Below are 23941 nucleotides of genomic sequence, written 5' to 3' on the forward strand. Positions count from 1 at the left end.
CTCGTGAGTTCTATCCGCCCGCATGGTGCAGGCGGTCTCAAGGGTCCCGGCCGCGCGACTCGGTCGGGACCCTCGCTATCTCCGGCGACGGGGGGTATCTTCCTGTTCGAGGACGTCGCCGATGTGGAGCGCCGCATGCTGCAGTACCTGCTCGAACTGATCTCGCGGCTCGGCGACTGGAGCTACCTCGTCATCTTCCTGGTCGCCGCACTCGAGTGCTCGGCGTTCCTCGGGCTCGTTGTTCCGGGAGAGAGCTTGCTGCTCGCATGCGGCTTCCTCTCCCACCGCGGCGTGCTCGCGATCGATGCCGTCGTGGTGGCAGGCGTCCTCGGCGCGATCGTCGGCGACAACGTCGGCTACGAGATGGGGCGCCGGCTCGGACGCGGCTGGCTGCTGTCCGCCGGCTCCCGCGTCGGTCTCACAGAGAAACGGCTTCAGGGCGGTGAGGACTTCTTCGCGCGCCATGGGTCGAAGGCGGTGTTCCTTGGCAGGTTTGTGGGGTATGCACGGGCCGTGGTGCCGTTCGTGGCGGGCTCGACGCGCATGCCGCAACGGGTGTTCTTCGCGTACAACGCGCTCGGCGCGGTGCTGTGGGGGACCGGCGTGACGGTACTCGGATACTCGCTCGGTGCGAGCTGGCGGCTGGCCGAGGTGTGGCTCGGGCGAGCGAGCACGGCGGTCGCGGTGGCGACGGTCGCCGTCGCTGCGGGAGTGTGGCTGTGGAGGCGGCTGGCTCGCGGACGAGCGTGACCTAGGCCCGACACGACTAAGCCGTCCCGGTCGCCGGCGCGCTCTCAGCATCGCTCAGCGGCATCTCAGGTGCGGTCCCACACACTCGGGTCGTTCGTTCTCCCGAGAAAGGAGGGACAATCATGGAGAAGCGCAACAAGATCGCCCTCGTGTCGGCCATCTCGGCCGCACTCGCTACCAGCGCTCTGGTCGCAGGTCTCGCATTTGCCACGCCGAACAGCTCCTCGACGCCTTCCGTGGCGCCCGCAGCTGAGTCGAGTGCGGTCGTCGAGGCCCCCGAGGCCGAGGCAGACGGCGTCGACCACCAGTTCGACGGCGAAGAGGCTGGCAACAACGGTGACGGTGTCCCGGACGCCAACGAGGCTGCTGAGGCAGAAGGTGCCGAGGAGTCTGAGAGTGCCGAAACCGAGACCGACGGCGTCGACCACGAGTTCGACGGCGAGGAGATCGGCGACAATGGCAACGGTGTTCCGGATGCGAACGAGGCTGCGGAGACCAAGTAGGCCCAGTCCTCCCTGCAATCCCAGAGGAGCTCCCGAGAGGGGGCTCCTCTTCGCTCTCTCCGTGGCATGGCACGCTGTGTGCAGAGGGATTCTCAGCTACTTCTCAGGTTCGTATGACACAATCGCCCCAGCACGGGCATACCATGGGGCGACAGCGGCCGTAGAGCAGTCTGGAGGTGGGCCGATGCGCATTCTTGTCGTCGAAGACGAAGTCCGACTCTCGGCCTATCTCAAGCGTGGTCTTGAGGCCGAGGGGTTCGCCGTCGACGTCGCCCAAACAGGCACGGACGGTCTCTGGATGGCGACCGAGCAGCCCTACGACGCGATCGTGCTCGACATCATGCTGCCCGGCATGAACGGCTACAAGGTGTGCGAGTCGCTGCGCAAGGCCGACAACTGGGTGCCGATTCTCATGCTTACCGCCAAGGACGGCGAGTACGACGAGGCCGAAGCCCTCGACACCGGCGCCGACGACTTCCTCTCCAAGCCCTTCTCGTTCGTGGTGCTTCTCGCGAGGCTGCGAGCGCTCATGCGTCGTGGCTCGCCGGAGCGTCCGGCGATACTCGGTGTTGGTACGCTCACGCTCGACCCGTCGACACACGAGGTCAAGCGCGGCGATACACAGGTCGAGGTGACCCCGCGCGAGTACTCGCTCCTCGAGTACTTCATGCGCCATCCCGGCGACGTGCTCCCCAAGGCCGAGATCATGGGACACGTGTGGGACTGGGAGTTCGAGGGCGACCCGAACATCATCGAGGTCTACGTCGGGTACCTCCGCAAGAAGATCGACGTGCCCTTCGGTCTCGACACCCTTCGGACCGTACGCGGAGCGGGCTACCGGCTGGTGCCCGATGCCTAGTCGCGGTCGGCCTCGGCTTCCTGGCATCAGGGTCCAGACGACGGTCATCGCGGTTTTGGTCGTCGGTCTGTCGGTCTCCTTGGCTATGGCGGCGCTCCTCTGGACAGCCCGCGGGAGCTTCACCGACCAGATCACCGCGAGTGCTGAGGCCCGCGTGCAGGACATCGCACTGCTCGCGAAAGCGGGGTCTGTTCCCCATCCCGTGCCGGGGCGCGGAGAAGATCAGCTCGTGCAGGTCTTCGACGCAGGGGGGGCCGTGACCGCTTCGAGCGCTTCGATCGAGGGCCAGGCGCCTCTGGTCGACATCCAACTCGCTCCGGGTGAGTCGCGCACGTACACGGTCCCGTCACTACTCGAATCCGGTGGCGAAAACGGTGAGGCGGGCGAGGGCGGCGCAGATCCCGGCGTCGCGTTTCTCGTGTCGGCCATCGGGGTGGCGTCACCTGCCGGGCCCGTGACCGTCATGGTCGCGGGGTCCCTCGATCCCGTGCAGCAGATGGTCGACGTCCTCCAACCGCGCCTCGAGATCGGGCTTCCACTCATCTTGCTGATCGTTGGCGCAACCGTGTGGGCACTCACCGGGCGCGCGCTGCGACCTGTTGAGGCGATCCGCCGTGAAGCCGAGGAGATATCCGCGGCATCCCTGGAGCGCCGTGTGCCCGAGCCTCGCACGTCCGACGAGATCGGTCGTCTTGCCGATACCATGAACCGCATGCTCGACCGCCTCGAGTCCTCGGCACGTGTACAGCGGCGCTTTGTTTCCGATGCGTCGCACGAGCTGAAAAGCCCCGTTGCATCCATCCGCACGATGCTCGATGTGGCTCGTCGGCGGCATCCGGCCGACCTCAACGCCTTCATCGACGACTTGGCCGCCGAGGATCGTCGCCTCGAACATCTGGTAGGCGACCTGCTTGCGCTCGCGCGCTACGACGAGAGCATGAGGCCAGCGCATCCGGTCGATGTTGACCTCGACGATGTCGTGTTGGGTGAAGTCGCGGTTATCACCAAGTCCTCGGAGATTCGAATCGACATTTCGGGCGTGCACCCAGCTCGGCTTCAGGCCGAACTGGGCAGTATGGAATCGCTCGTGCGCAACCTTCTCGGAAACGCCGTGCGCCATGCAGCCTCGACAGTCTGGGTCACCGTGGACGTCCGCGAGGACATGATCGTGTTCACGGTCAGCGACGACGGTCCAGGCGTGCCCCCTGAGGACCGCGAGCGGATATTCGACCGCTTCGTGCGTCTGGATGAGGCGCGCGTGCACGAGGACGGGGGTACCGGCCTCGGACTCGCGTTGTGCCGGGTGATCGCCCACTCTCTTCGCGGGGACGTGCGGGTCGCCGACCCACTCCACGGAGGCGCGACCTTCGAGGTCACGCTGCCTCTGCATTCACCTTCCTGATTCTCAGGATTCCTTCAGGCTCGCGGGTCTAGTCTCGGTCGAGCGCGGTGCAGAGAAGCGCGCCAACGACCCGGAGCCGAGCACCCCAGCTGGGGAACTATCAAGATGAGCCTGGCGGTGACGCTGTCGAGGCCAGCTTGTCAGAGAGTCGGAGGACGTCATGGTGCAACACCGGAAGTTCATGAACCTCGCTCTTGACGACGAGGGACTACACACGCCCGACGGCGTGCTCGATCTGAGCCAGCTCACGCGAGTCGACGTGATCCGGAATCGCCAGCGCGAGCGCAGCGGGGGATCGTCCGAGCCCTCCGGAGCGGGTGTCCTTGGCGGGGCACTGCTGGGTGGTGCGATCGCCGGTCCACTCGGGGCGGTCGGTGGAGGTATCCTTGGCTCGAGGGCCCGATACGGCGATGACGACGAGCACATCCCGCGCACGGTATCTGCGACGCTCATCTTCGAATCGCCGGAGCTGGCGTACTCGACCACCGTCCAGCGCGATCGGGCCGAAGAGGCGGAAGCGTTCGTGGCGGCCGTAAAGGATGCGGCGGGACTCTGAGCCGACCACTACACGCCGAGCGCACGCACCATGCGGTCGACGATCTCGTCGAGCACGGGGCGTGGTGTTGCGAAGTTGAGGCGTGCGAAACCCGCGCCCGGTGTGCCGAAGTCCGGTCCTGACGAGAGTCCCACGCGGCCCGCTTCCAGCAGGTGTTTCGCAGGGTCGTCGCCAAGGCCCATCGCGCGGAAGTCGAGCCACGCGAGGTAGGTCGCCTCAGGCGTCGTGACGCCGACCTGCGGCAGCTCCTCGGCCAGGCGCGCCATGAGGTAGTCGCGACTCGCGTGCAGCGTCGCGACGATCTCGTCGAGCCAGGGCTTCCCGTGACGCCATGCCGTCAGCGCCGCCACGGCTCCCGTCACGCTCACCCCGCCAAGGAGATGCGGCATCAGTGCGGCGTAGCCCTCGGCGACCCGCTCGGCGCCCAGGTGAGCTACCGCGCAGCTGAGTCCCCCGAGGTTGAAGCTCTTGGACGCCGAGGTCATCGTAACCGTGCGCGCGGCGACCTCGGGGCCGAGCGATGCGAACGGTATGTGCGCGGCGCCGGGATAGACGAAGTCCTGCCAGATCTCGTCGCTGATGACCAGCAGGTCGTGTTCCTCGGCGACGCGAGCGATCGCGGCGAGCTCCTCGGCGGTGAAAGCGCGGCCGGTCGGGTTGTGCGGGTTGCACAGCAGCACCGCGCGCGTGGTGTCGTCGACGAGAGCGGCCAGGTGGTTGGCGTCGATGCGTCGGGCGGTGTCGTCCAGGCGGTACTCGACGAGTCGGCGGCCCGACTTCTCGACGATGCCGAGGAACGGCGGGTAGATGGGCGTGAAGAGCACCACGCCGTCGCCGGGTTCGGTCGCGACGTCGAGCGCCATCGAGATCGGCTGGAGCGTGCTCGAGAACAGATGGCTTGCCGCGGGGTCGGGGCGCCAGCCGAAACGACGCTCGGACCAGTCGGCCCAGGCTTGCACCACGCGATCGTCGAACGACGCGATGTTGTAGCCGAGGTCGCCGTTGTCCACGAGCTCGCGAAGGGCATCCGAGACGACCGGGGCTGTGGGGAAATCCATGTCGGCGACCCACGCAGGGATCACGTCGTCGTCGAATCGCGCCCACTTGGCGCCGGTGAGGCGGCGCAGCCGCTCCATGTGGTTCGCGTCGGTCATGCGTTCACTATAACGTTGGCGTCATCGAGCTATCAGCGGCGCGTGGCATCCGGCGCAAAACGTCGTGACGTGGCATTCGAAGCACGCTGCGGCCCCCGACTTCGTGACCGCCTGCGGATGCTGCGCGAGCCACGAGCCGTTCGCCGGGTTGTACGCCTTGTGGTGGCAGGTCCTGCAGAAGTCCGGGTTGGTGCCATGACACCGCTCGCACACGAGCCGGTTCTTCACGGCGACCGGTCCATGGACCTTTCGGCCGTCAGTCCAATGCTCGGGATGGGGCATCTCCAGTCCGTGACACGTGTCGCACATGCTCGCCTCGTGGCACATGAGGCAGAGGCTGCGGTCTGCCTTGGCCAGCTCATTGTGGGCGGTCTTCCACTTCGCCGCCTTGTGCGTCTCGGGGCGCATGTTGAACGACGGCGGGTGGCACACTTCGCAGTCGCCGGGCGCCTTGGCGTCGCTCTCATGGCTGTGGCACGTGAAGCACTGCAGCATCAGCAGAAGCGGCCGCTCGGCTCCGGGATCGAAGTGCACCGTCCACACGTGACACGAGATGCATGACTTGTTCCGCTCCGCGTGCTCCTCGTGGTCGATGAGCGTCCCGTAGCGGATGGTGACTGCGCGCCCGGGCGTGTGGCACTGCTCGCAGTTCGAGTCGGGGACGGTGACGGAGGTCTCGAGCGATTCGCCGACGGTTTCCCCGGCACCGAGGGTGAAGTGCGCCCTCACGTCGCGAGAAAGCCGGCTTGCGCGTACGGCCATTGTCTTCGGAAAGCCGTACCAGGGTTGAGGCGCCTCGTGGCAGGCGGGGCAGCCGACCTGGGCGTGCGGGGATATCTTCCACGATTCCACCTGCGGCGCGATCTCGTGACAGCCCCCACACAGCCGAGGAGAGGCCGTTGCGCGGTAGAACCCGAATCCGAGCGCGACGACAGCGACCGCGATCGCTGTCGTGATCCACGCTCTGCGGATGAGGATGTGCCGCGCGTCGGGTGATGTGCTTTCCATCTGGGCCGTCCTGGGTATCAGACTCATGGAACCTTGAAGCGAGTCGGTCGTTGATGAGCCTGACGCTACTCCGCGTTTTGGCTACGTCAAGAGCCTCTCGCGCTGGGTATGGCCGTTCGTGCAGGGCGCTAACGGAACCCTAAACAAACGTGAATCGTGTGCCAAACTCCTAACCCGATTCCAACGCCATACTCATATCAGGCCCTTTCGTCCCAACGCGATTCGCACATATTCGCTCGCCGTGGGCGCGAAAGACCCAACACGATCGGTAGGAGAGAGCATGGCCGGATCAGAGTCTCGTTCACTCGCCCGCCGTGCCAGGGCGGCCCTGGTGCGACCGCGCGTCGCGTGCGCGATCCTTGCGGCTATCGTGATCGCCCTGTGGTCGGCGACGCCCGCAATCGCGGGACAGGCGTCCTCGGGCGAGTTGTTGTTTTACCCGTGCACGAGCTGCCACCCGGTGACCCTGCAGCCCGGCACCGACAAGCCCACGCGCAAGCTCCCTGGCGACTTCCCGGGACACGAGATCGTGCTTGTCGGTCACGACGTCCTTGGCGAGGGGGATGCGGCGTGTCTTGTCTGCCACGACGACCCGGCCAAGGACCCCGGCAAGCTCAAGCTCATCGACGGCAGCCTCATCGACATCACCGGCGATACCGCGAAGGTCTGCTACCGGTGCCACTCGGCCAAGTACAACGAGTGGATGGCGGGGACGCACGGCAAGCACAAGCCCACGTGTACCGCCGCCGGATGCCACGACCCTCACTCGCCGAGATGGATCTACGCCGAATCGCTGCCGCCCTTTGTGGGCAGCGGCTTCCAGTTCAAGGCCCTGTCCGGTCGTGAACCGTTCACGCCTCTCGCGCCGCCCGCGCCGGCGCCTCCGACAGAGGTGCCGCAGTTGTTCCTGATCGCGGTCGTGCTGGGAGTCGTGGCGGCAGCGGCCCGGGTCGCTGGACTCGTCCGAGGAAGGCCGAACCGATGAGCCACAAGAAGCCGCGCATCGCGCGCGTGGAGCCCGCGTCCGCCGATGCGCCCGCGCGTGCCGGGGAGCCCCGCATCACGGTGACCCGGCGCTCGCTTCTCGAAGGCCTTGGCGCGACGGCTGGAATCCTCGCCGCCGGCGTGATCCCCGCTTTCCTGACCGCACTGCCCGCGTCCGGGTCGGAAGCCTCGAGCGAAGGCGCGAACACCGAGGTGCCCGGCGCGTCCGAGACCGGCATCGATCGCTTCGTCGAGGAGAACGGCCCCGTGAACTACCCGGGCAAGCCCGTCTCCTACGCCGATCCCGCCGGCGATGAGAAGTGGGCGATGGTCATCGACGTGAAGGCCTGCGTGGGATGCCGCAAGTGCGTCTACGCGTGCGTGAAGGAGAACAACATAGGGCGGACGTCCGGCTTCACATACATCCAGGTGCTCGAGATGGAGCTGGGCTCCAACGAACTCGAGCTTGGCACTCTCAAGTACGAGCAGGGCGGTCGCCCGGACAAGTGGTACCTGCCGATCCAGTGCATGCACTGCGCGAAGCCGACCTGTGTCTACGGCTGTCCCGTCAAGGCGACGTGGAAGGAGCCGGACGGCATCGTCGTCATCGACTACGACAAGTGCATCGCGTGCCGCAATTGCCTCGTCACGTGCCCCTACGACGCACGCCAGTTCAACTGGGTCGAGCCGGAGGTTCCCAAGAACGAGGTGAACCCCCTGGTTCCACTCGAGGAGAAGGCCGGAGTCGTGGAGAAGTGCACGTTCTGCGTGCAGCGCACGCGCAACGGGAAGACGACCGCGTGCGTTGAGGCGTGTCCCGTCGGTGCGCGCACGTTCGGTGACCTGAACGATTCCGAGAGCGATGTGGCGCAGATTCTCAGGACCAGGCGATCGTTCCGCCTGAAGGAAGAGCTCGGCAACGAGCCCGCGATTTGGTACGTGGGGTGATTGAGGTGGCCCTTGTGACGACACCCCGCCCCGGCGTGAAGCACTTCATCGGTCTCGACTTCGACCTCGGTGCTCTGCGCAGCGCGGGCTCGAGGTACTGGCAATGGGTGGCTCTCCTCGGCATCTTCTTGGGGCTCGGCGCGGCCTCGTGGTACCTGCTGTTCTCGCACGGCGGCGAAGTGCTGAACCAACGCGATTCGAGCCCTTGGGGCCTGTGGTTCACGAACTACATGTACTACGTCGGACTCGCGGCGGGCGGACTGATCGTCTACGCGAGCGTGCATCTGTTCGGGGCCGAGCAGTTCCGACCGCTGTCGCGCATCGCGGTCTTGCTGGCCGGCGTGATCGTGATGATGGCGCTCCTCGGCATCATCACCGACATGGAACGTCCGTGGCGTGCGGTCTGGATGATGCTCACGCCGAACCCGACCTCGCCGTTCGTCTACACCGGTTCGGCAGCGGGTCTCTACATGGTCATCTGCTTCGTTGATCTGTGGATCCTGATCACCGGCGTCGGCGGCGAGAAGCTGGCTCGCAGGATGACGCTCATCGCGCTTCCCGCAGCTATTCACATGCACACCACGACCGCGTTCGTGCTGTCGATGAACAAGTCGCGGGAGCTATGGCACACCGCGATGATGGTGCCGATCTTCCTGACTTCGGCGACAGCTTCGGGTGTGGCCCTGCTCCTGGTCGTCGCCTACATCATGCAGGCGACGACGGACCTGAAGTTCAAGTCGAGCATGTTCCGGAGTCTCGCGACCTTGCTCGCGACCGTCATCATCATCGACCAGTTCTTGCTGGCGGTCGAAGTGCTTTCGGTCTACTGGCCGACCTCGGCCATGACGGGTCACGTGTTCCGCTTCGACCAGTTCCTCACCGGGCGTCTCGCATGGGCGTTCCTGCCCGTGTTCATCCTCGGGATGACCGCGTTCGCGTTGCTGGCGCGGCGCTCGACCCGCCACCTGCCGAGGGTGCAGATCACCGCCTCGGTCCTGTACGTGATCGCGGTGTTCTTCAAGCGCTACTCACTCATGGCGATGGGCTTCTCGGTCAGCACGCTCGGACAGAAGGCGCCGATCTACTTCCCAAGCATGGTCGAGGCGTTCCTCGCGCTCGGGATTCTCGCCTTCGGCATGCTGTTCTTCACGGTGGTGTCGAAGCTGCTGCCGATGGAGGTTCCCGAGGAGGAGCACACGCTCGAGGCAGGGGTGGCGTCGTGAGCCCGCGCATCGTCGATAGCCTGTCCGCGCGCGTCCGCTCACTGCCCCGCGTCGTCGTGTGGGCCGTCGCCGCGGTTCTCGGCGCGATCGTCCTCTCGGTCGTGGTCGCGCTCGCGATGACCTCGCGACCGGCGTTCCTTGGCGGGTATCACAGCCTGGAGGACAACTACGCGTCGCTGCAGGCGTCCGCGCACAGCGAGCTGACCTGCGGACAGTGCCACGTCGACCCGCGCGGACCGATCGTCTCCGAGGCCGTGCTGGTGGGTGAGTTCTATCGCGGCCTGTACTCCAAGCCCGACGCACCGGCGTTCGTGCGGCTCAAGACGCCGACCCGCGACGCGTGCCTCTCGTGTCACCGCAACGACTGGAGTCAGGACGCGTCCAGGACCGCGAACGTGCCGCATCCTGCGCACCTGCGCGTGGCCGACGAGCCGCGCGACTGCGTGGAGTGCCACAAGTGGACGGCGCACGAAGAGGACTACATCGAGCGGCACAAGCAGATGCCGTTCAGTACCGTGTGCGCGTCGTTCGGTTGCCATGTGGGCTGGAAGACGGCCGACGAATGCGGCACCTGCCATCACTCGCTGCAGGAGGACAAGGGAGAGTGGCGACTCATCCACAAGAAGACCGTCCAGGAGGCGGGACCGAACGGGTGCCTGGAGTCGTGCCATGACGCGGACCAGTGCCGTCTCTGCCACACGACGGGCAAGGTCCCTGACTTCTCCACCTCCGCGCTGACTGCAAGCGTCAAGGCCATCGAGCGAGATCACGTGAAGCCGGACTGGCTCGAGAAGCACGGTACCACGGCGCTGAAAGATGACTCGAAGTGCTTCGCATGCCACGTGTCGACAGGCGAGTGCGACGACTGCCACGCGCGACGTCCGGCATTCCACGGTCTGGAGTCCACCTGGTTGACGCGTCACAAGGACCTGTCCAAGGACGAGCGCCGGTGTCTCACGTGTCACGAGAAGAAGTGGTGCGAGGATTGCCACGACGAGTTCAAGAAGAACAGCTAGTGGACGACCGCGACGATACGACGTCCGGCGACGGCGATACGACCGCGACGCCCGACAGCGACGCGACGCCGAAGCGGAAGCGACGCTTCCCGGCTAAGACCGCGATCGCGCTCGTCGTCATCGTGCTCATCGGCCTGCCGATCTTCTCGATGCTGCAGCCTGGCTACTACGGGCGCTACCCGGAGTTGCGCGAGCGCATGGACAACTGGCGCGTCTCGACGCACGCCCGCATCCCGTGTTCCGGCTGCCACGTCGATCCCGGAGTCCGCGGCTTCCTGACGTTCACTGTGAAATCGATCCCGGCGTTCTACTCCCAGCTCATCCGGGGTCCTCACGAGACCAACCTCCTGAGCGTGCCGGACCGGGAGGCATGCCAGAAATGCCACACGAGCTACCGCCAGGTCTCGGCCAACGGCGACCTGTTCATCCCGCACAAGGCCCACGTCGAGGTCCTCGAGATCAACTGCGCGGTCTGTCACCAGGACCTCGTGCACTCAGCCAACACCAAGGGCTACAACTCGCCCGAGATGATCGGGTGCCTCAAGCAGTGCCACGACGGCACGCAAGCGACGGCAGAGTGCGTCAAGTGCCACACGCGCAAGGAAGTGCCGGAAGGCCACCGTGCCAAGGACTGGCTCGAGGTCCACAGCACGCAGGTCAAGACCGTGGACTGCGGCTCGTGCCATGCATGGTCGCCGGACTACTGCGCCGAATGCCACGCGAAGCGACCGGCATCGCACGTCGGCAACTGGAAGAAGGCTCACCAGTACGCCGCCGAGAAGAGCAGCGACAAGCGGTGCCCGGTCTGCCACGACGAGAAGTTCTGCCAGGACTGCCACGACTGACGGGTAGCAGGCTCGCCTCGCTGCCCAAGGAGGAACGGTGTCGGAAGCGCACAACAGACCACGGCGGAAGCCGAGGAGGACGCTCTCGGATCGTATGCGCGACCTGGCGCATATGAGCCCTGAGCGTCGCCGATCGCTCATGTTCCGGGGCGTCGCTGCCCTTGCGATCACGGTGCTCGTCCTCATCCCCGGCTACCTGAGCTCGCGACCCGTCTTCTTCCAGCGCTACGCGAACACACAGGCCCAGTACCGGACGTGGACCGAATCGGTGCACGCGAAGGTGCCGTGCCAGAGCTGCCATGTCTCGCCCGGGCTCGTGGCTCAGACGGAGTTCGGCGCCACGATGCTCGGCGAGTTCTACATCTCGAGGGTGCTTCGCTCCAGGGAGCCGAAGATCCTCGGCACGCCAGCCAACGCGGCGTGCGAGAGGTGCCACATCGACCTGCGGACCGTCTCTCCGTCGGGCGACCTCAACATCCCGCACAAGGCGCACGTCGATATCCTCAAGGTGCGCTGCGTGAAGTGCCACGAGTTCCTCGTGCACGAGCTGAGCCCGGAAGGCAAGCACACGCCTCGGATGCTCCTGTGCCTGGAGTGCCACGACGGGGATCAGGCCAAGGACGCGTGCTCGACGTGCCACACGCAGAAGTCGGTTCCGGCGAACCATCGGAAGGCGGACTGGCTCATCGTGCACCCGGACAAGCAGGCGGAACTCGACTGTGCGAGCTGCCATGCCTGGACCGAGGACTGGTGTGTCGAGTGCCACTCACGGCGCCCGGTGTCGCATGTTGCGAAATGGCGCAGCAAGCACGGCGCGGCCGTCGAGCAGCGACGCAACTGCGAGGCGTGTCATGCGGCGGACTTCTGTGTGCGCTGCCACGGCGAGGTGCCGAAGCTGAACTTCGATCCGGCGCTGAAGCTGGTGGAGTAGGGGGCGTCCACGGCGCTGCGACTGCACCGCATCCGACCGTGCGCCGCTTACTTAGAACCCCCGAACCGGCCGGTAGAGCGTGTCGCGCTGCATCGGCCGGAAGCCGGCGTCGCTGATCAGTCGCACGAGTTCGTCGCGCGCGAGCATGAAGTGCGTGCCGGCGGCCGCGACAACGTTCTCCTCGATCATCGTCGAGCCCATGTCGTTGGCGCCGAACGTGAGCGCCACTTGGCCGATCTTCGCGCCCTGGGTGACCCAGCTTGCCTGGATGTTCTCGATGCTGTCGAGGTAGAGGCGCGAGACGGCGAGCGTGCGCAGGTAGTCCCAGCCGCTTGCAGCGGCAAGTGGGACGCCGGCCGCGGCGGCTTCGTCCTCGGCCAGCTCGGTGTTGCCGGGCTGGAACGACCAGGGGATGAAGGCGCGGAAGCCGACGTGCCCGCCTGCGACCGCCTCGTCCTGCACCTCGCGCACGCGGCGCATGTGCTCTATGCGTTCGGGACGCGTCTCGAGGTGGCCGAACATCATCGTCGCGGTCGTGGAGATGTCGAGTTGGTGCGCATCGCGCATCACGTCGAGCCACTGGTCGGACGTCGCCTTGCGCGGCGAGACGTGACCCCGCACGCGGTCGACGAGGATCTCGGCGCCGCCGCCCGGCAGCGAGTCGAGGCCGGCGTCGCGCAGCCGCGCCAGCACGTCGCGCGGGGGCAGGGCGGAGAGTCGCGAGAGGTGCCAGACCTCCGGCGGACCGAAGCCGTGCACGTGGATCGGATAGCGGGCCTTCAGCTCGCGGAGCATCTCTTCGTACCACTGGAGAGGCAGGCCGGGATGCATGCCGCCCTGGAGCAGGATGGCGGTACCTTCGAGGTCGAGCGTCTCCTGGACCTTGGCGTAGAGCTCGTCGGGTTCGAGCACGTAGGCCTCGGGCGAGTCCGCGTCGCGATAGAACGCGCAGAACGTGCAGCCGCTCACGCACATGTTCGTGTAGTTGATGTTGCGGTCGACGATGAAGGTGACCTCGCGCTCGGGGTGCAGCCGGTCGCGCATCGCGCTTGCCGCGGCCGCGAGATCGAGCATGTCGGCCGAGGAGAGAAGCAGCAGCGCCTCGTCCTCGGTCAGCCGGTGCTCGCCGAGCGCGGCAGCGAACGCAAGCACGCTGGCGGTTGCGGCGGCGGGGTCGGTAGGGGTCGACGGCGAGTTCCGCAGCGAAGGCGCGTCAGCGCCGAAGCGAGGACTGCTCGAGCCGGCATCCCCTGCCGGCACTGACGCCTGCAAGCTCACGCGTCCTCCCCGAAGATGCGGACGGTCGGCACGTCGTCGAGCTGGTCGATTGCGGCCGCCTCGGAGAGGTAGCGCGCCAGCCCCTCGCGGTACTGCGGTTCGAAGCGGAAGACGAGCGCGTCGAAGTAGCTGCGGAAGTACGCGACCGGGAACGACTCCCAGCGCGCGGCGTATTCGGAGATCGCGTCGAGGTTGGCGCGGCAGTAGGCGAGCGAGCCGTTGAGCGCGTCGGCAACGCCGCGGACGGCGTCGGGGTTCTCCTCGGCAAAGGTGCGGCGCACCGCCCACACGGCGTAGACCATCGGCAGGCCGGTCCACTCGGTCCAGACGGCGCCGAGGTCGTATCTCAGCAGGTCGGACGGCTGCCAGTAGGCGCGCAAGGCGTCATCGCCGATCAGCAGCGCGGCGTCGGCCTCGCGCATCATTCCGGCGAGGTCCGACGGCATCTCGACGTAGTCCGGGAACACACTCCAGTGCTTCGCGAGCAGGATCCGGGCGAGCACCTGGGAGGTGCGCGAGGCGTTCGTGAGGGCGACCGTGCGGCCGTCGAGACCTTCGACGGGCTCCTTGGCGAGCAGGAGGATCGACTGGACTTCGCCGTCGGAGGAGATCGCGATGTCGGGGAGCAGCACGAAGTCGTCGGCGTGGCGCGCGTATTCGATGCTCGGAATCGGTGCGATGTCGAGCTCGCCGTCGAGGAGCGCGGTTGCGAGGTCGGCGGGGTTGGCCTTCACGAGATCGACGTCGAGGAGCACGTCGTTCTTTACGAGGCCGTAGTAGAGCGGAAGGCAGTTAAGGAATTGGATATGTCCGAGTTTAGGCCGTGGCATCATGGCTCCTCGTGAACGGACGGCAGTGGACCCGCGCGCAAGATTCTACTAGAACTCCCAGGAGCATGCTTCATCATGCAGGAGAGAACCTACTGTATTTTGCACCTTGCGTCCACGATGTGTGTGACGTACAATGCGCAGGAGGTGAGCTACTGTTTGGAGGATGTTGATGCCGACGCTTGGCGAGATCGTCCACATCAAAGCGGGCTACTCGTTTCGTTCCCGAATCGAGCGGGTTCCCGACGGCACAATCGCCGTCATCCAGGCGAGCGACGTCCCTGATAGCGGGTTCGTCGCCGTAGACGATCTTGCGCATATCGAGCCGGCCGAGGGACTTGGCGCCGAGTTTGTCGAGCCCGGCGACATTGTGATCACCACGCGGGGAGATTCCATCCGAGCGGCAGTCGTGCCCGCGACGCCCAGGCCCGCAATCATCGCGGCCCCGCTGTTGCGTTGTCGTGTGGCGAATGGCCACGTGATGCCCGAGTATCTTGCCTGGTATCTCAACCAGCCCAAAGTTGAGGCGACGCTCACTCGAAGCGCGGAGGGCACGAACATCAAGATGATTCGTCGAGCCGTGCTGGAGGCGCTCGAGATCGATGTGCCACCGTTCGAGCGACAGCACATCGTCGTCCAGTTGGCCGATCTTGCCGAGCGCGAGCACTCTTTGCAGTCCGAGCTTGAGATTCGTACAGGCCAGTTGCTTTCAGCCGTGATGATGCAGTTCGCCGAGGGAGGCGCTCGATGACCAAGATCCGCCAGAAAGACGTGAATGACGCCGCGTGGGCCGCATGTGACACGTTCCGTGGCGCCGTCGACCCAGCACAGTACAAGGACTACATCCTGGTCATGTTGTTCCTCAAGTACGTGTCCGACGCATGGCTCGAACACTACGAGGGGTACCGGAAACAGTACGGGGAGGACGACACGCGCATCTGCCGCAAACTCGAACGCGAGCGCTTTGTCCTGCCAGAAGGCGCGAGCTACTACGACCTCTACAAGCAGCGAACTGCCGACAACATCGGTGAGATCATCAATATCGCGCTCGACGCGATCGAGGACACGAACAAGCTCAAGCTCGACGGTGTGTTCCGCAACATCGACTTCAACAGCGAGGCGAACCTCGGCAAGACGAGAGACCGGAACCGTCGGCTCAAGATGCTGCTCGAGGACTTCCACAAGCCCGAACTCGACATGAGTCCGAGCCGTGTGTCTGAGGACGTCATAGGAAACACCTACATCTATCTGATTGAACGATTCGCCACCGACGCGGGCAAGAAGGCCGGTGAGTTCTACACGCCGCACGCGGTCTCCCAACTTGTGGCCAAGCTGGCAGCGCCCAAGCCAGGAAACGAGATATGCGACCCGACGTGCGGTTCAGGTGGTCTCCTCATCGAGGCGGCGAGGGAGGTTGGCGGCAGAGACTTCGCGCTCTGCGGCATGGAGGTCAACGGCTCAACATGGGCGCTCGCCCGTATGAACATGTTCCTGCATGGTTTCGACAGCGCCCGCATTGACTGGTGCAACACGCTCGCGAGCCCAACGCTCGTGGAAGACGACCGTCTCATGCGCTTCGACGTCGTTGTGGCCAACCCGCCGTTCTCGTTGGACAAGTGGGGTGCCGAGGAAGCTGGTGGCGACCGCTACAACCGCTTCTGGCGGGGGATTCCGCCCAAGAGCAAGGGCGACTGGGCGTTCATCACGCACATGGTCGAGGTTGCCCGTGAGCGTGAGGGTCGCGTGGCGGTCGTGGTACCGCACGGCGTGCTCTTTCGAGGGCAGGCCGAGAAGCGCATTCGTCAGCACATGATCGAGGAGAACCTGCTCGACGCGGTGATAGGGCTACCCGGCAACCTGTTTCCCACGACCGGCATCCCAGTCGCCATCCTCGTGTTCGATCGCGCCCGCGAGAAGGGTGGCTCGCGAGAGCAGTGCACGGATGTTGTCTTCATCGATGCGAGCAAGGAATTCATTCCGGGCAAGAGTCGCAACACCCTCGCCCCCGAGCACATCACGCGTGTCATCGACACGTACCGCTCGCGCAGTGGTGTGGACAAGTATGCCTACGTGGCTACTGCCGAGGAGATCGTTGAGAACGACTTCAACCTAAATATCCCTCGCTACGTTGACACGTACGAGGAGCCCGAGCCGATCGATATCGTGGCGGTGCAGACGGAGATCGAGGAGCTGGAAGGTGAGCTTGCCGAGGTCCGCGGCAAGATGAAGGCAATCATCAAGGAGATGCTCTCATGAGTGCCGAGGAAGTCGAGCGCACGCACCACGTGACGTTCGAGTCGCTGAAGCATGTAGACGAGGCCGGCGTCGAGTACTGGTTCGCGCGCGAACTGCAGCCGGTGCTGGAGTACGGCACGTGGGACAAGTTCAAGTGTGTGGTCGAGAAGGCGATTTCCGCCGCCGAACGCTCGGAAATGCCTGTTCAAGAGCATTTTTCCCATGTGGGAAAAATGGTCGAGCTTGGCGCGGGTGCCACACGTGAGATCGAGGACTTCAAGCTCTCGCGCTACGCGTGCTATCTCATCGTCCAGAATGGCGATCCCACCAAGCCGGTCATCGCCAACGGGCAGACATACTTCGCAATCCAGACGAGGCGGACCGAACTCGCCGATGATGAGCGATTCCGCGAGCTGACCGAGGACCAGAAGCGCGTCTTCTTGCGTGACGAGGTTCGCGAGCACAACAAGCAGCTTGTCGAGACCGCGCAGCGAGCGGGCGTCGAGACGCCCAGGGACTTCGCCATCTTCCAGGACCACGGATACCGCGGTCTGTATGGAGGGCTTGGTGCTCGCGACATTCACAGTCGCAAAGGGCTCAAGAAGCGCGAGACCATTCTCGACCACATGGGGAGCACCGAGCTAGCCGCGAATCTCTTCCGCGCGACGCAGGCCGGGGAGAAGCTTCGCCGGGACGAAGTCACGGACAAGGCCGAAGCGAACGAGACGCATTTCGAGGTAGGCAAGCGGGTGAGACAAACGATCGCTGACATTGGCGGCGAGATGCCGGAGGATCTGCCCACTCCCGACCGCAGCGTCAAGGAACTCGAGCGCGAGCGGAAGTCGCTGGAGGGCGACGATGAATAGGGACTGGCCGACGGTGAGGCTTGGGGAACTTCTCAGTGAACCGATTCGCAATGGATACTCGCCGGTCTGTGGTGACATTCCAACAGGGCGCTGGGTCCTTGGTCTGGGGGCACTTGGTGAGAACGGAATCATTGTCTCCGGAATCAAGCCCGCTCCGCCCGACGACCCCTCGGTCGCCCGCACCGAGCTGAGAGTAGGTGACTTTCTAGTCAGCCGCTCAAACACCCGTGGCAAGGTCGGACTTGTGGCGCTGTGGCGCGATCAAGTGGCGGCCTGCTCCTATCCGGACTTGATGATGCGCTTCAGGGTGGACGCGAGCCGCGTCGATCTCGACTACCTCGAGGCCTACTTGCGATCACCCATGGCTCGGCACCATCTGCAACGGGCCGCCGCGGGCACTAGCGGCAGCATGGTCAAGATCAACAGGCGTGCCGTCGAGACACTCGAAGTGCCTCTACCTTCCCTCGCCGAACAGCATCGCATCGCCAACATCCTCTCAACATGGGATATGGCCATTGAGAAGACCGAGCGGCTCATCAAGGCCAAACGCACAGGAATCGTTGGGTTGGCGCGCGCCACCGCGGGAGACGGCGGAGGACTCCAGGTACGCCTGGGTGAGATATGCACCATCTCGAAAGGCGTGGGTCTCTCGAAGGACGCGTTGGACCCCGCCGGTACTCACGCGTGCATCCTGTATGGAGAGCTCCACACGGTGTACGGCGAGGTCGTCACTGAGATTCGCAGTCGGACCAACCTCCTTGAAGGAACACGCTCAGAACGCGGAGACGTTCTCATCCCGAGTTCTTCCGAGACGGCCGAGGATCTGGCCAACGCGACTGCGCTGCTGCAGGACGGTGTGCTTCTAGGTGGCGACATCAACATTCTGCGACCGAAGAATCCCTGTGAGTACGATGCGGAGTACTTGGCGTATACCCTCACGCATGTGAACCGCAAGGACATCGTTCGACTTGCCCAAGGCCATTCGGTTGTCCATCTCTACGGTCGCGACATCTCCCGAGTCGAGGTCAGTCTGCCTGACATCGAAAGGCAGGCCGAGGTCGCACGCGCCCTCAGGGTTGGTCAGCAGGAGGTAGAGCTGCTGAGACAGCTGGTTTCTGAGTACAAGAGACAGCGTGATGCGTTGATGCAGACGCTATTCTCCGGAGGGGGCGGGCGGGCGTCATGACCCCCTTCGCCTTCAATGAGGAGCATCTCTCCCAGATTCCGGCGCTCCAGCTCCTGATGTCGCTCGGCTACGAGTGCCTGTCGCCCGAGCAGGCGCTCGCCCTGCGCGGCGGTCGCCTCGGCAACGTGATTCTCGAAGACGTTCTGCGCGAGCAGATCAAGAGCCTCAACCGCATTGCCTACAAGGGCGGTGACTATCTCTTCAGCGAGGAGAACGTGCAGTCTGCAATTCAGCGCCTCAAGAGCGTGAAGTTCGACGGACTGCAACGTATCAACGAGGCTGTCTACGACCTCCTCACGTTGGGCACCACGCTCGAACAGACGATCGAGGGCGACTCCCGCAGCTTCAACCTTCGCTACATCGACTGGGAGAACCCAGGCAACAACGTCTACCACGTCTCTGCGGAGTTCGCCGTCGAGCGCACGCGCACCCCGGACACCGCGCGCCCGGACATCGTGCTCTTTGTCAACGGCATCCCGCTCGCGGTCATCGAGTGCAAGTCGCCATCGACCGATCTTGCACAGGCGATCTCGCAGCAGATACGGAACCAGAATCTCGAGTACATCCCGCAGCTCTTCGCGTTCGCGCAGCTTCTGCTCGCTGTGAACAAGAACGAAGCGAGATACGCGACCGTAGGCTCATCGGCATCGTTTTGGGGTCTGTGGCGGGAAGAGGACGACGACACGGACACAGTGGCCGAAATCGTGCACGCCCCGCTGAACCCGGAACAGATCGACGCTCTGTTCTCGGGTGAGTTTGCATCAGCTCGGCGGCACTTCGAGGAACTTGAGGCGGCGGGGCAGCGTGAAGTCACGGTGCAAGACGAGGCGCTCTACCACCTGTGTCGACCCGAACGCCTGCTTGAGCTGGCGTATCGCTTCACACTGTTCGAGGGTGGCGAGAAGCGCATTGCGCGCTATCAGCAGTACTTCGTGGTCAAGTCGACGCTGGCTCGCGTGAAGCGGTTCGATGAAAGTGGCGCGCGAAGCGGCGGCATGATCTGGCAAACACAAGGCTCCGGCAAGTCGCTCACGATGGTGATGCTCGCGCGCAACCTTGCACTCGATTCCGAGATCGCCAATCCACGAATCGTTCTCGTGACAGATCGTGACGACCTCGACAAGCAGCTGAAGAACACGTTCGCCGCGTGTGGGCTCACTCCTCGGCGGGCTACATCCGGTCGCAACTTGCTCAAGCTCGTCTCGGAGACAGACGCCGCGATCATCACCACGCTCGTCCACAAGTTTGTGGGCGCGCTTGAGAGCAACCGGTACGTGAACGACTCGCCCGATGTGTTCGTGTTGGTAGACGAGAGCCACCGCACGCAATTTGGCAGTCATGCTGCCAAGATGCGGCAGATGTTCCCGCGGGGCTGCTATCTGGGGTTCACGGGCACGCCACTCATGAAGAAGGAGAAGAACAACTTCCTCAAGTTCGGCGGACTCATCGATCCGTCGTACTCGATGAGGCAGGCGGTCGAGGATCAGGCTGTGGTGCCCCTGCTCTATGAGGGCCGACATGTGGTGATGGGGCAGGATCAGCGCGCGATCGACACGTGGTTCGAGCGATACACCCAGGATCTGGCCGAAGAGCAGGTCGCGGACCTCAAGAAGAAGTACGCGCGTGCAAACATGCTCTCGCGGGCCGATCGGGTGATCTACATGCGTGCCTTCGACATCAGCGAGCACTTCTGTGCGAACTGGCAGGGTACCGGCTTCAAGGCTCAGCTGGTGGCGCCAACGAAGGCCGACGCCCTTTCCTACAAGCGCTATCTCGATGAGTTGGGTCAGGTCACGAGCCAAGTGGTCATCTCGGGTCCTGACACGCGCGAGGGCTGGTCCGATCCCGCAGAGGAGCCGACCGACGAGGTGATCCGCTTCTGGAACTCGATGATGGCCAAGTATGGCGACGAGGCCACCTACAACGAGCGCGTCATCGATCAGTTCAAGAACTCGGACGATCCCGAGCTTCTCATCGTCGTTCACAAGTTGCTCACCGGATTCGACGCGCCGCGAAACACCGTGCTCTATCTGTGCCGCAGTCTGCGGGAGCACACGTTGCTTCAGGCCATCGCACGCGTGAACCGGGTCTTCGAGGGCAAGGAATTTGGCTACGTCGTCGACTACGAGGGTGCGCTCGGAGAGCTCGACCAGGCACTCGCGATGTACGATGCGCTCGACGGCTTCGATGAGGCTGACCTCACGGGCACGATTGCCTCGGTCAATGCCGAGATATCCAAGCTTCCACAGAGGCACGCCGACCTGCTCGGTCTGTTCAAGACGGTGCGCAATGCCTACGACGAGGAAGCCTACGAGATCTTCCTTGCGGACAGAGCGACCCGTGATGACTTCTACGAACGTCTCTCGGCGTACGCGCGGACTCTGGCCGTCGCGCTCTCCTCGGAATCGTTCGTCGTGGAGACCGATCCGGACAAGGTGTGGGCATACAAGGCCGACCTCAGGCGGTTTGAGAAGCTCAGACAGGCCGTGCGGTTCCGCTTCGCGGAATCAGTGGACTACCGCCAGTACGAGCCGCGCATCAAGAAGCTGCTCGACACGCACATTCATGCCGACGAGGTCATCACGCTCAATGAGCCCGTGAACATCTTTGACGAGGCTCAATTCGATGAGCTCAAGCAAGCGCGTGGTGTGGCGGAAGGGAAGCGCCCGGCGGCACTTGCGGATGCGATCGCGCACGCGACCAAGCGCGCCATCGCAGAGCGGATGGATGAGGACCCGGCTCTCTACGAGCGGTTCTCGGAGATGATTCAGCGCGCTATCGATGACTTTCTGGCCAGGCGACTGAGCGAGACTGAGTACCTGGCGACAGTCGTTGATATTCGGCACAAGGTTGTGGTGGGCCAGCACGAGGACGTGCCGACCGCCATCGAGAACGACGAGGCTGCGATGGCGTACTTCGGTGTGGTGCGCCGGGTGCTCGACACTGCTGGCAAAGATGGGGTGGATTTGGATGATGTGGGCGCTGATGCGGCCCTGGCCATCCGCAAGATTTTCGCGCGCAACGAGAAGGTACGGTTCTGCGACGACATGGACGCGCAGAATCGTGTTCGCAACGAGATCGATGACTACCTGTACGACGTCGTTGGAGATGAGCGGGGTGTCCACCTCGATCCTGATGCTCATGACGAGGTGATCGAGTGTGTCATGCGCGTGGCACAGACCAGGGCGGCGCGCTAGATGGAGCCGCGCGGGGACATCACCTACGGCGGGCGGCGCATGGGCTTCGAGGTGTTCCATGCTGACCGCCAGACGCTTGAGATCGCCGTGCATCCGGACGGATCAGTGGTGGTCACCGCGCCGCTCGGCTCGGTGTATGCCGACATACACGAACGCGTTGCCAAGCGTGCTCGCTGGATAGCCGCCCAACAAGCCTACTTCGAACAGTTCTCACCTCGGACTCCCCCGCGGCGCTTCGTGAGCGGGGAATCGCATCTGTATCTAGGACGGCGCTATCGGCTCAAGGTCTCCTCGGCGGAGACGGATGGCGTCAAGCTCGTTGGCGGGCGCTTTGTCGTGGAGGTCAGGGGGGAAGTCAGTCCTGAGAGGGTCGAGATGCTGCTTCGCCGATGGTATGCGGAGAAGGCGCAGGAACGCCTGTCTGAGCGATTCGATGCATGCTGGGGCCGTTTCGAGACGCGAGCGACGCGGAACAGGCCGCAGCTTCGGATTCGGCGCTTGCGTTCGCGGTGGGGGAGCATGTCGTCGAGTGGGATTCTGACACTGAACGTGGATCTCGTGCGGGCACCTACCGAGTGCATCGACTATGTGATCAATCACGAGCTGTGTCATCTGGAGCATGCGGATCACGGACCGGCGTTTCGAGCGCTTCTGGAGCAAGTGCTGCCGGATTGGGAACGGCGCAAGCACAGGCTGGAGATGACCATGGCCTAGAGGCCGAGGTCTGATTTCGGCGAGTGCGCCGGACTTCGCCGCCGGGTTGAGCGGCTGTGGACACCCACGGTTGGGAGGTCGACATGAGGGCCAAGGTTCGGCGGTGTGGCAACGGCGTTGCTGTGAGGATACCCACGCACCTTGCCGAGCAGGTGGGGCTTGCTGACGACTCGGATGTCGAGTTGCGCCTCGTATGCGGAGGTCTGCTGGTCATGCCCGCGTCGTCGCGGTCTGTGCTCCTTGACACGCTGCTCGATGGCGTCACCGATGAGAACTGTCATGGCGAGAGTGATACGGGTGCGTCGGAGGGCCGGGAGGCGTGGTAGCGGCCCGCTCGCCTCGTCACTCCTCGGCGAAGATCTCGACGACGTTGTAGAGCGTGTCGCGCTCGACCGCGACGTGCCCCGTCTCGCGGATCATCGCGATGAGGTCGGACTTCGTGAGCGCCTCAGGCGTGGTCGCCCCGGCCATGTGCGTTATCTTCTCCTCGACGACGGTGCCGTCGATGTCGTCGACGCCGAAGACGGTCGAGAGCTGGGCGACCTTCAGGCCGACCATGATCCAGAACGCCTTGATGTGCGGAATGTTGTCGAGCATGAGGCGCGCGATGGCGAGCGTCTTGAGGTCGTCGAAGCCGGTCGTTGCCGGCAGGTCGGCGAGCTCGGTGTTGGCCGGGTGGAACGCGAGGGGGATGAATGCGAGGAAGCCGCCGCTTGTGTCCTGCTGCTCGCGCAGGCGGATGAAGTGGTCGACTCTCTCCTCGGCCGTCTCGATGTGGCCGTAGAGCATCGTGCAGTTCGTCTTGATGCCGAGTGAGTGGGCCTCGCCGTGGATGCGGAGCCAGACGTCACTGACGGTCTTCTTCTCCCACGCCGCCGCGCGCGTGCGGTCCGAGAAGATCTCGGCGCCGCCGCCGGGAAGCGCGTCGAGGCCGGCCTCCTGCAGGTCGCGCAGCACTTCGAGCGTCGGCTTGTCGGCGATGATCGCCATGTGTTCGATCTCGACGGCGGTGAACGCCTGCACGATCACGTGCTTGGGGATCGCCTCGCGCACCCGGCGCACCATGTCGACGTAGAACTCGTAGCTCCACTCCGGGTGCAGGCCGGAGACGATGTGGACCTCGTAGGCTCCGTCGTTGGCGCCCTCGACGGCAGCCTCCACGATCGAGTCGAGCGTCATCTCGTAAGCGCCCGGCTCGCCCGCGCTGCGTGCGAACGCGCAGAACTTGCAGCGGTTGCGGCAGATGTTGGTCGGGTTGATGTGGCGGTTGACCATGAAGTAGACACGGTCGCCGTTGATCCGCTGGCGCGTGTGGTTGGCCAGCTGCGCGATGCCGATGAGGTCGTTGCTTGCGTACAGTGCGATGCCGTCCTCGCGCGTGAGTCGCTCACCTGCGGCGACGCGCTCAGCGATCGGCTCAAGGGCGGAATCGATGAGGTGGAACTCAGACACGTGGCGG

At 64.5% G+C, this 23941-nt stretch carries 23 protein-coding genes; 18 read left to right on the forward strand and 5 right to left on the reverse strand.

Annotated elements, in window-relative coordinates; translation table 11 throughout:
• Positions 1–3 precede the first annotated feature (3 nt).
• From Q8K99_03935 to Q8K99_03955, 5 genes are all read left to right on the forward strand, one after another.
• On the forward strand, positions 4–750 hold the full coding sequence (locus tag Q8K99_03935) for a DedA family protein (protein MDP2181701.1): 747 nt from the start codon (positions 4–6) through the stop codon (positions 748–750).
• A 122-nt stretch (positions 751–872) separates the two neighbouring features.
• Entirely contained in the window at positions 873–1253 is a 381-nt protein-coding gene (locus tag Q8K99_03940; protein ID MDP2181702.1) for a hypothetical protein, read from the forward strand.
• 184 nt (positions 1254–1437) lie between these two features.
• Positions 1438–2112 (forward strand): response regulator transcription factor, encoded by a 675-nt coding sequence (locus tag Q8K99_03945; GenBank protein ID MDP2181703.1) that lies wholly within the window; start codon positions 1438–1440, stop codon positions 2110–2112.
• Positions 2105–3514, forward strand: a complete 1410-nt coding sequence (locus Q8K99_03950; protein MDP2181704.1) for a HAMP domain-containing sensor histidine kinase — start codon at positions 2105–2107, stop codon at positions 3512–3514. The genes Q8K99_03945 and Q8K99_03950 overlap by 8 nt, the downstream gene beginning before the upstream one ends.
• A 160-nt stretch (positions 3515–3674) precedes the next feature.
• Positions 3675–4070: a hypothetical protein gene (locus Q8K99_03955; protein MDP2181705.1), complete on the forward strand. Its 396-nt coding sequence runs from the start codon at positions 3675–3677 to the stop codon at positions 4068–4070.
• 8 nt (positions 4071–4078) lie between these two features.
• Here the strand turns inward: Q8K99_03955 and Q8K99_03960 are convergent, their stop codons facing one another.
• The gene (locus Q8K99_03960) at positions 4079–5224 is read right to left on the reverse strand and encodes a PatB family C-S lyase (protein MDP2181706.1); all 1146 of its coding nucleotides are present in this window, start codon (positions 5222–5224) and stop codon (positions 4079–4081) included.
• 21 nt (positions 5225–5245) lie between these two features.
• On the reverse strand, positions 5246–6232 hold the full coding sequence (locus tag Q8K99_03965) for a NapC/NirT family cytochrome c (protein ID MDP2181707.1): 987 nt from the start codon (positions 6230–6232) through the stop codon (positions 5246–5248).
• Between the two features lie 280 nt (positions 6233–6512).
• Between Q8K99_03965 and Q8K99_03970 the strand changes: the two genes are divergently transcribed.
• From Q8K99_03970 to Q8K99_03995, 6 genes are all read left to right on the forward strand, one after another.
• Positions 6513–7217 carry a cytochrome c3 family protein gene (locus tag Q8K99_03970; GenBank protein ID MDP2181708.1) on the forward strand — a complete coding sequence of 235 codons (705 nt, stop codon included), beginning with the start codon at positions 6513–6515 and terminating at the stop codon, positions 7215–7217.
• A complete protein-coding gene (locus Q8K99_03975) occupies positions 7214–8164 on the forward strand; it encodes a 4Fe-4S dicluster domain-containing protein (GenBank protein MDP2181709.1) in 951 nt (316 codons plus the stop codon). Before Q8K99_03970 ends, Q8K99_03975 begins: the two co-directional genes overlap by 4 nt.
• A gap of 14 nt (positions 8165–8178) precedes the next feature.
• Entirely contained in the window at positions 8179–9387 is a 1209-nt protein-coding gene (gene nrfD / locus Q8K99_03980; GenBank protein MDP2181710.1) for an NrfD/PsrC family molybdoenzyme membrane anchor subunit, read from the forward strand.
• Positions 9384–10403 carry a NapC/NirT family cytochrome c gene (locus Q8K99_03985; protein MDP2181711.1) on the forward strand — a complete coding sequence of 340 codons (1020 nt, stop codon included), beginning with the start codon at positions 9384–9386 and terminating at the stop codon, positions 10401–10403. The genes nrfD and Q8K99_03985 overlap by 4 nt, the downstream gene beginning before the upstream one ends.
• Positions 10403–11248, forward strand: a complete 846-nt coding sequence (locus Q8K99_03990; protein ID MDP2181712.1) for a hypothetical protein — start codon at positions 10403–10405, stop codon at positions 11246–11248. The genes Q8K99_03985 and Q8K99_03990 overlap by 1 nt, the downstream gene beginning before the upstream one ends.
• Before the next feature lie 94 nt (positions 11249–11342).
• Positions 11343–12179 carry a cytochrome c3 family protein gene (locus tag Q8K99_03995; GenBank protein MDP2181713.1) on the forward strand — a complete coding sequence of 279 codons (837 nt, stop codon included), beginning with the start codon at positions 11343–11345 and terminating at the stop codon, positions 12177–12179.
• 51 nt (positions 12180–12230) lie between these two features.
• Here Q8K99_03995 and mqnC read toward each other — a convergent pair whose 3' ends face one another.
• Together mqnC and Q8K99_04005 are read right to left on the reverse strand one after the other, a co-directional pair.
• The gene (gene mqnC / locus Q8K99_04000) at positions 12231–13331 is read right to left on the reverse strand and encodes a cyclic dehypoxanthinyl futalosine synthase (GenBank protein MDP2181714.1); all 1101 of its coding nucleotides are present in this window, start codon (positions 13329–13331) and stop codon (positions 12231–12233) included.
• Between the two features lie 122 nt (positions 13332–13453).
• The gene (locus Q8K99_04005; GenBank protein ID MDP2181715.1) at positions 13454–14287 is read right to left on the reverse strand and encodes a menaquinone biosynthesis protein; all 834 of its coding nucleotides are present in this window, start codon (positions 14285–14287) and stop codon (positions 13454–13456) included.
• Between the two features lie 169 nt (positions 14288–14456).
• On the opposite strand from Q8K99_04005, the gene Q8K99_04010 reads away from it, so the two are divergent.
• The 7 genes from Q8K99_04010 (at position 14457) to Q8K99_04040 (ending at position 22808) form a co-directional block, all read left to right on the forward strand.
• Positions 14457–15035 carry a restriction endonuclease subunit S gene (locus Q8K99_04010; GenBank protein ID MDP2181716.1) on the forward strand — a complete coding sequence of 193 codons (579 nt, stop codon included), beginning with the start codon at positions 14457–14459 and terminating at the stop codon, positions 15033–15035.
• A complete protein-coding gene (locus tag Q8K99_04015) occupies positions 15032–16540 on the forward strand; it encodes a type I restriction-modification system subunit M (protein ID MDP2181717.1) in 1509 nt (502 codons plus the stop codon). Before Q8K99_04010 ends, Q8K99_04015 begins: the two co-directional genes overlap by 4 nt.
• The gene (dinD, locus tag Q8K99_04020; protein ID MDP2181718.1) at positions 16537–17385 is read left to right on the forward strand and encodes a DNA damage-inducible protein D; all 849 of its coding nucleotides are present in this window, start codon (positions 16537–16539) and stop codon (positions 17383–17385) included. The genes Q8K99_04015 and dinD overlap by 4 nt, the downstream gene beginning before the upstream one ends.
• Positions 17378–18571: a restriction endonuclease subunit S gene (locus Q8K99_04025; GenBank protein MDP2181719.1), complete on the forward strand. Its 1194-nt coding sequence runs from the start codon at positions 17378–17380 to the stop codon at positions 18569–18571. The genes dinD and Q8K99_04025 overlap by 8 nt, the downstream gene beginning before the upstream one ends.
• Positions 18568–21768: a type I restriction endonuclease subunit R gene (locus Q8K99_04030; GenBank protein ID MDP2181720.1), complete on the forward strand. Its 3201-nt coding sequence runs from the start codon at positions 18568–18570 to the stop codon at positions 21766–21768. The genes Q8K99_04025 and Q8K99_04030 overlap by 4 nt, the downstream gene beginning before the upstream one ends.
• The gene (locus Q8K99_04035; GenBank protein MDP2181721.1) at positions 21769–22482 is read left to right on the forward strand and encodes a SprT family zinc-dependent metalloprotease; all 714 of its coding nucleotides are present in this window, start codon (positions 21769–21771) and stop codon (positions 22480–22482) included. It abuts the gene before it with no gap.
• A gap of 83 nt (positions 22483–22565) precedes the next feature.
• Positions 22566–22808, forward strand: a complete 243-nt coding sequence (locus Q8K99_04040) for an AbrB/MazE/SpoVT family DNA-binding domain-containing protein (GenBank protein ID MDP2181722.1) — start codon at positions 22566–22568, stop codon at positions 22806–22808.
• Positions 22809–22824: 16 nt separating this feature from the next.
• Here Q8K99_04040 and mqnE read toward each other — a convergent pair whose 3' ends face one another.
• Positions 22825–23934, reverse strand: a complete 1110-nt coding sequence (gene mqnE, locus Q8K99_04045; protein ID MDP2181723.1) for an aminofutalosine synthase MqnE — start codon at positions 23932–23934, stop codon at positions 22825–22827.
• Positions 23935–23941: the final 7 nt, after the last annotated feature.

Source organism: Actinomycetota bacterium, assembly GCA_030682655.1.
In the GTDB taxonomy this organism is placed as follows: Bacteria; Actinomycetota; Coriobacteriia; order Anaerosomatales; family JAUXNU01; genus JAUXNU01.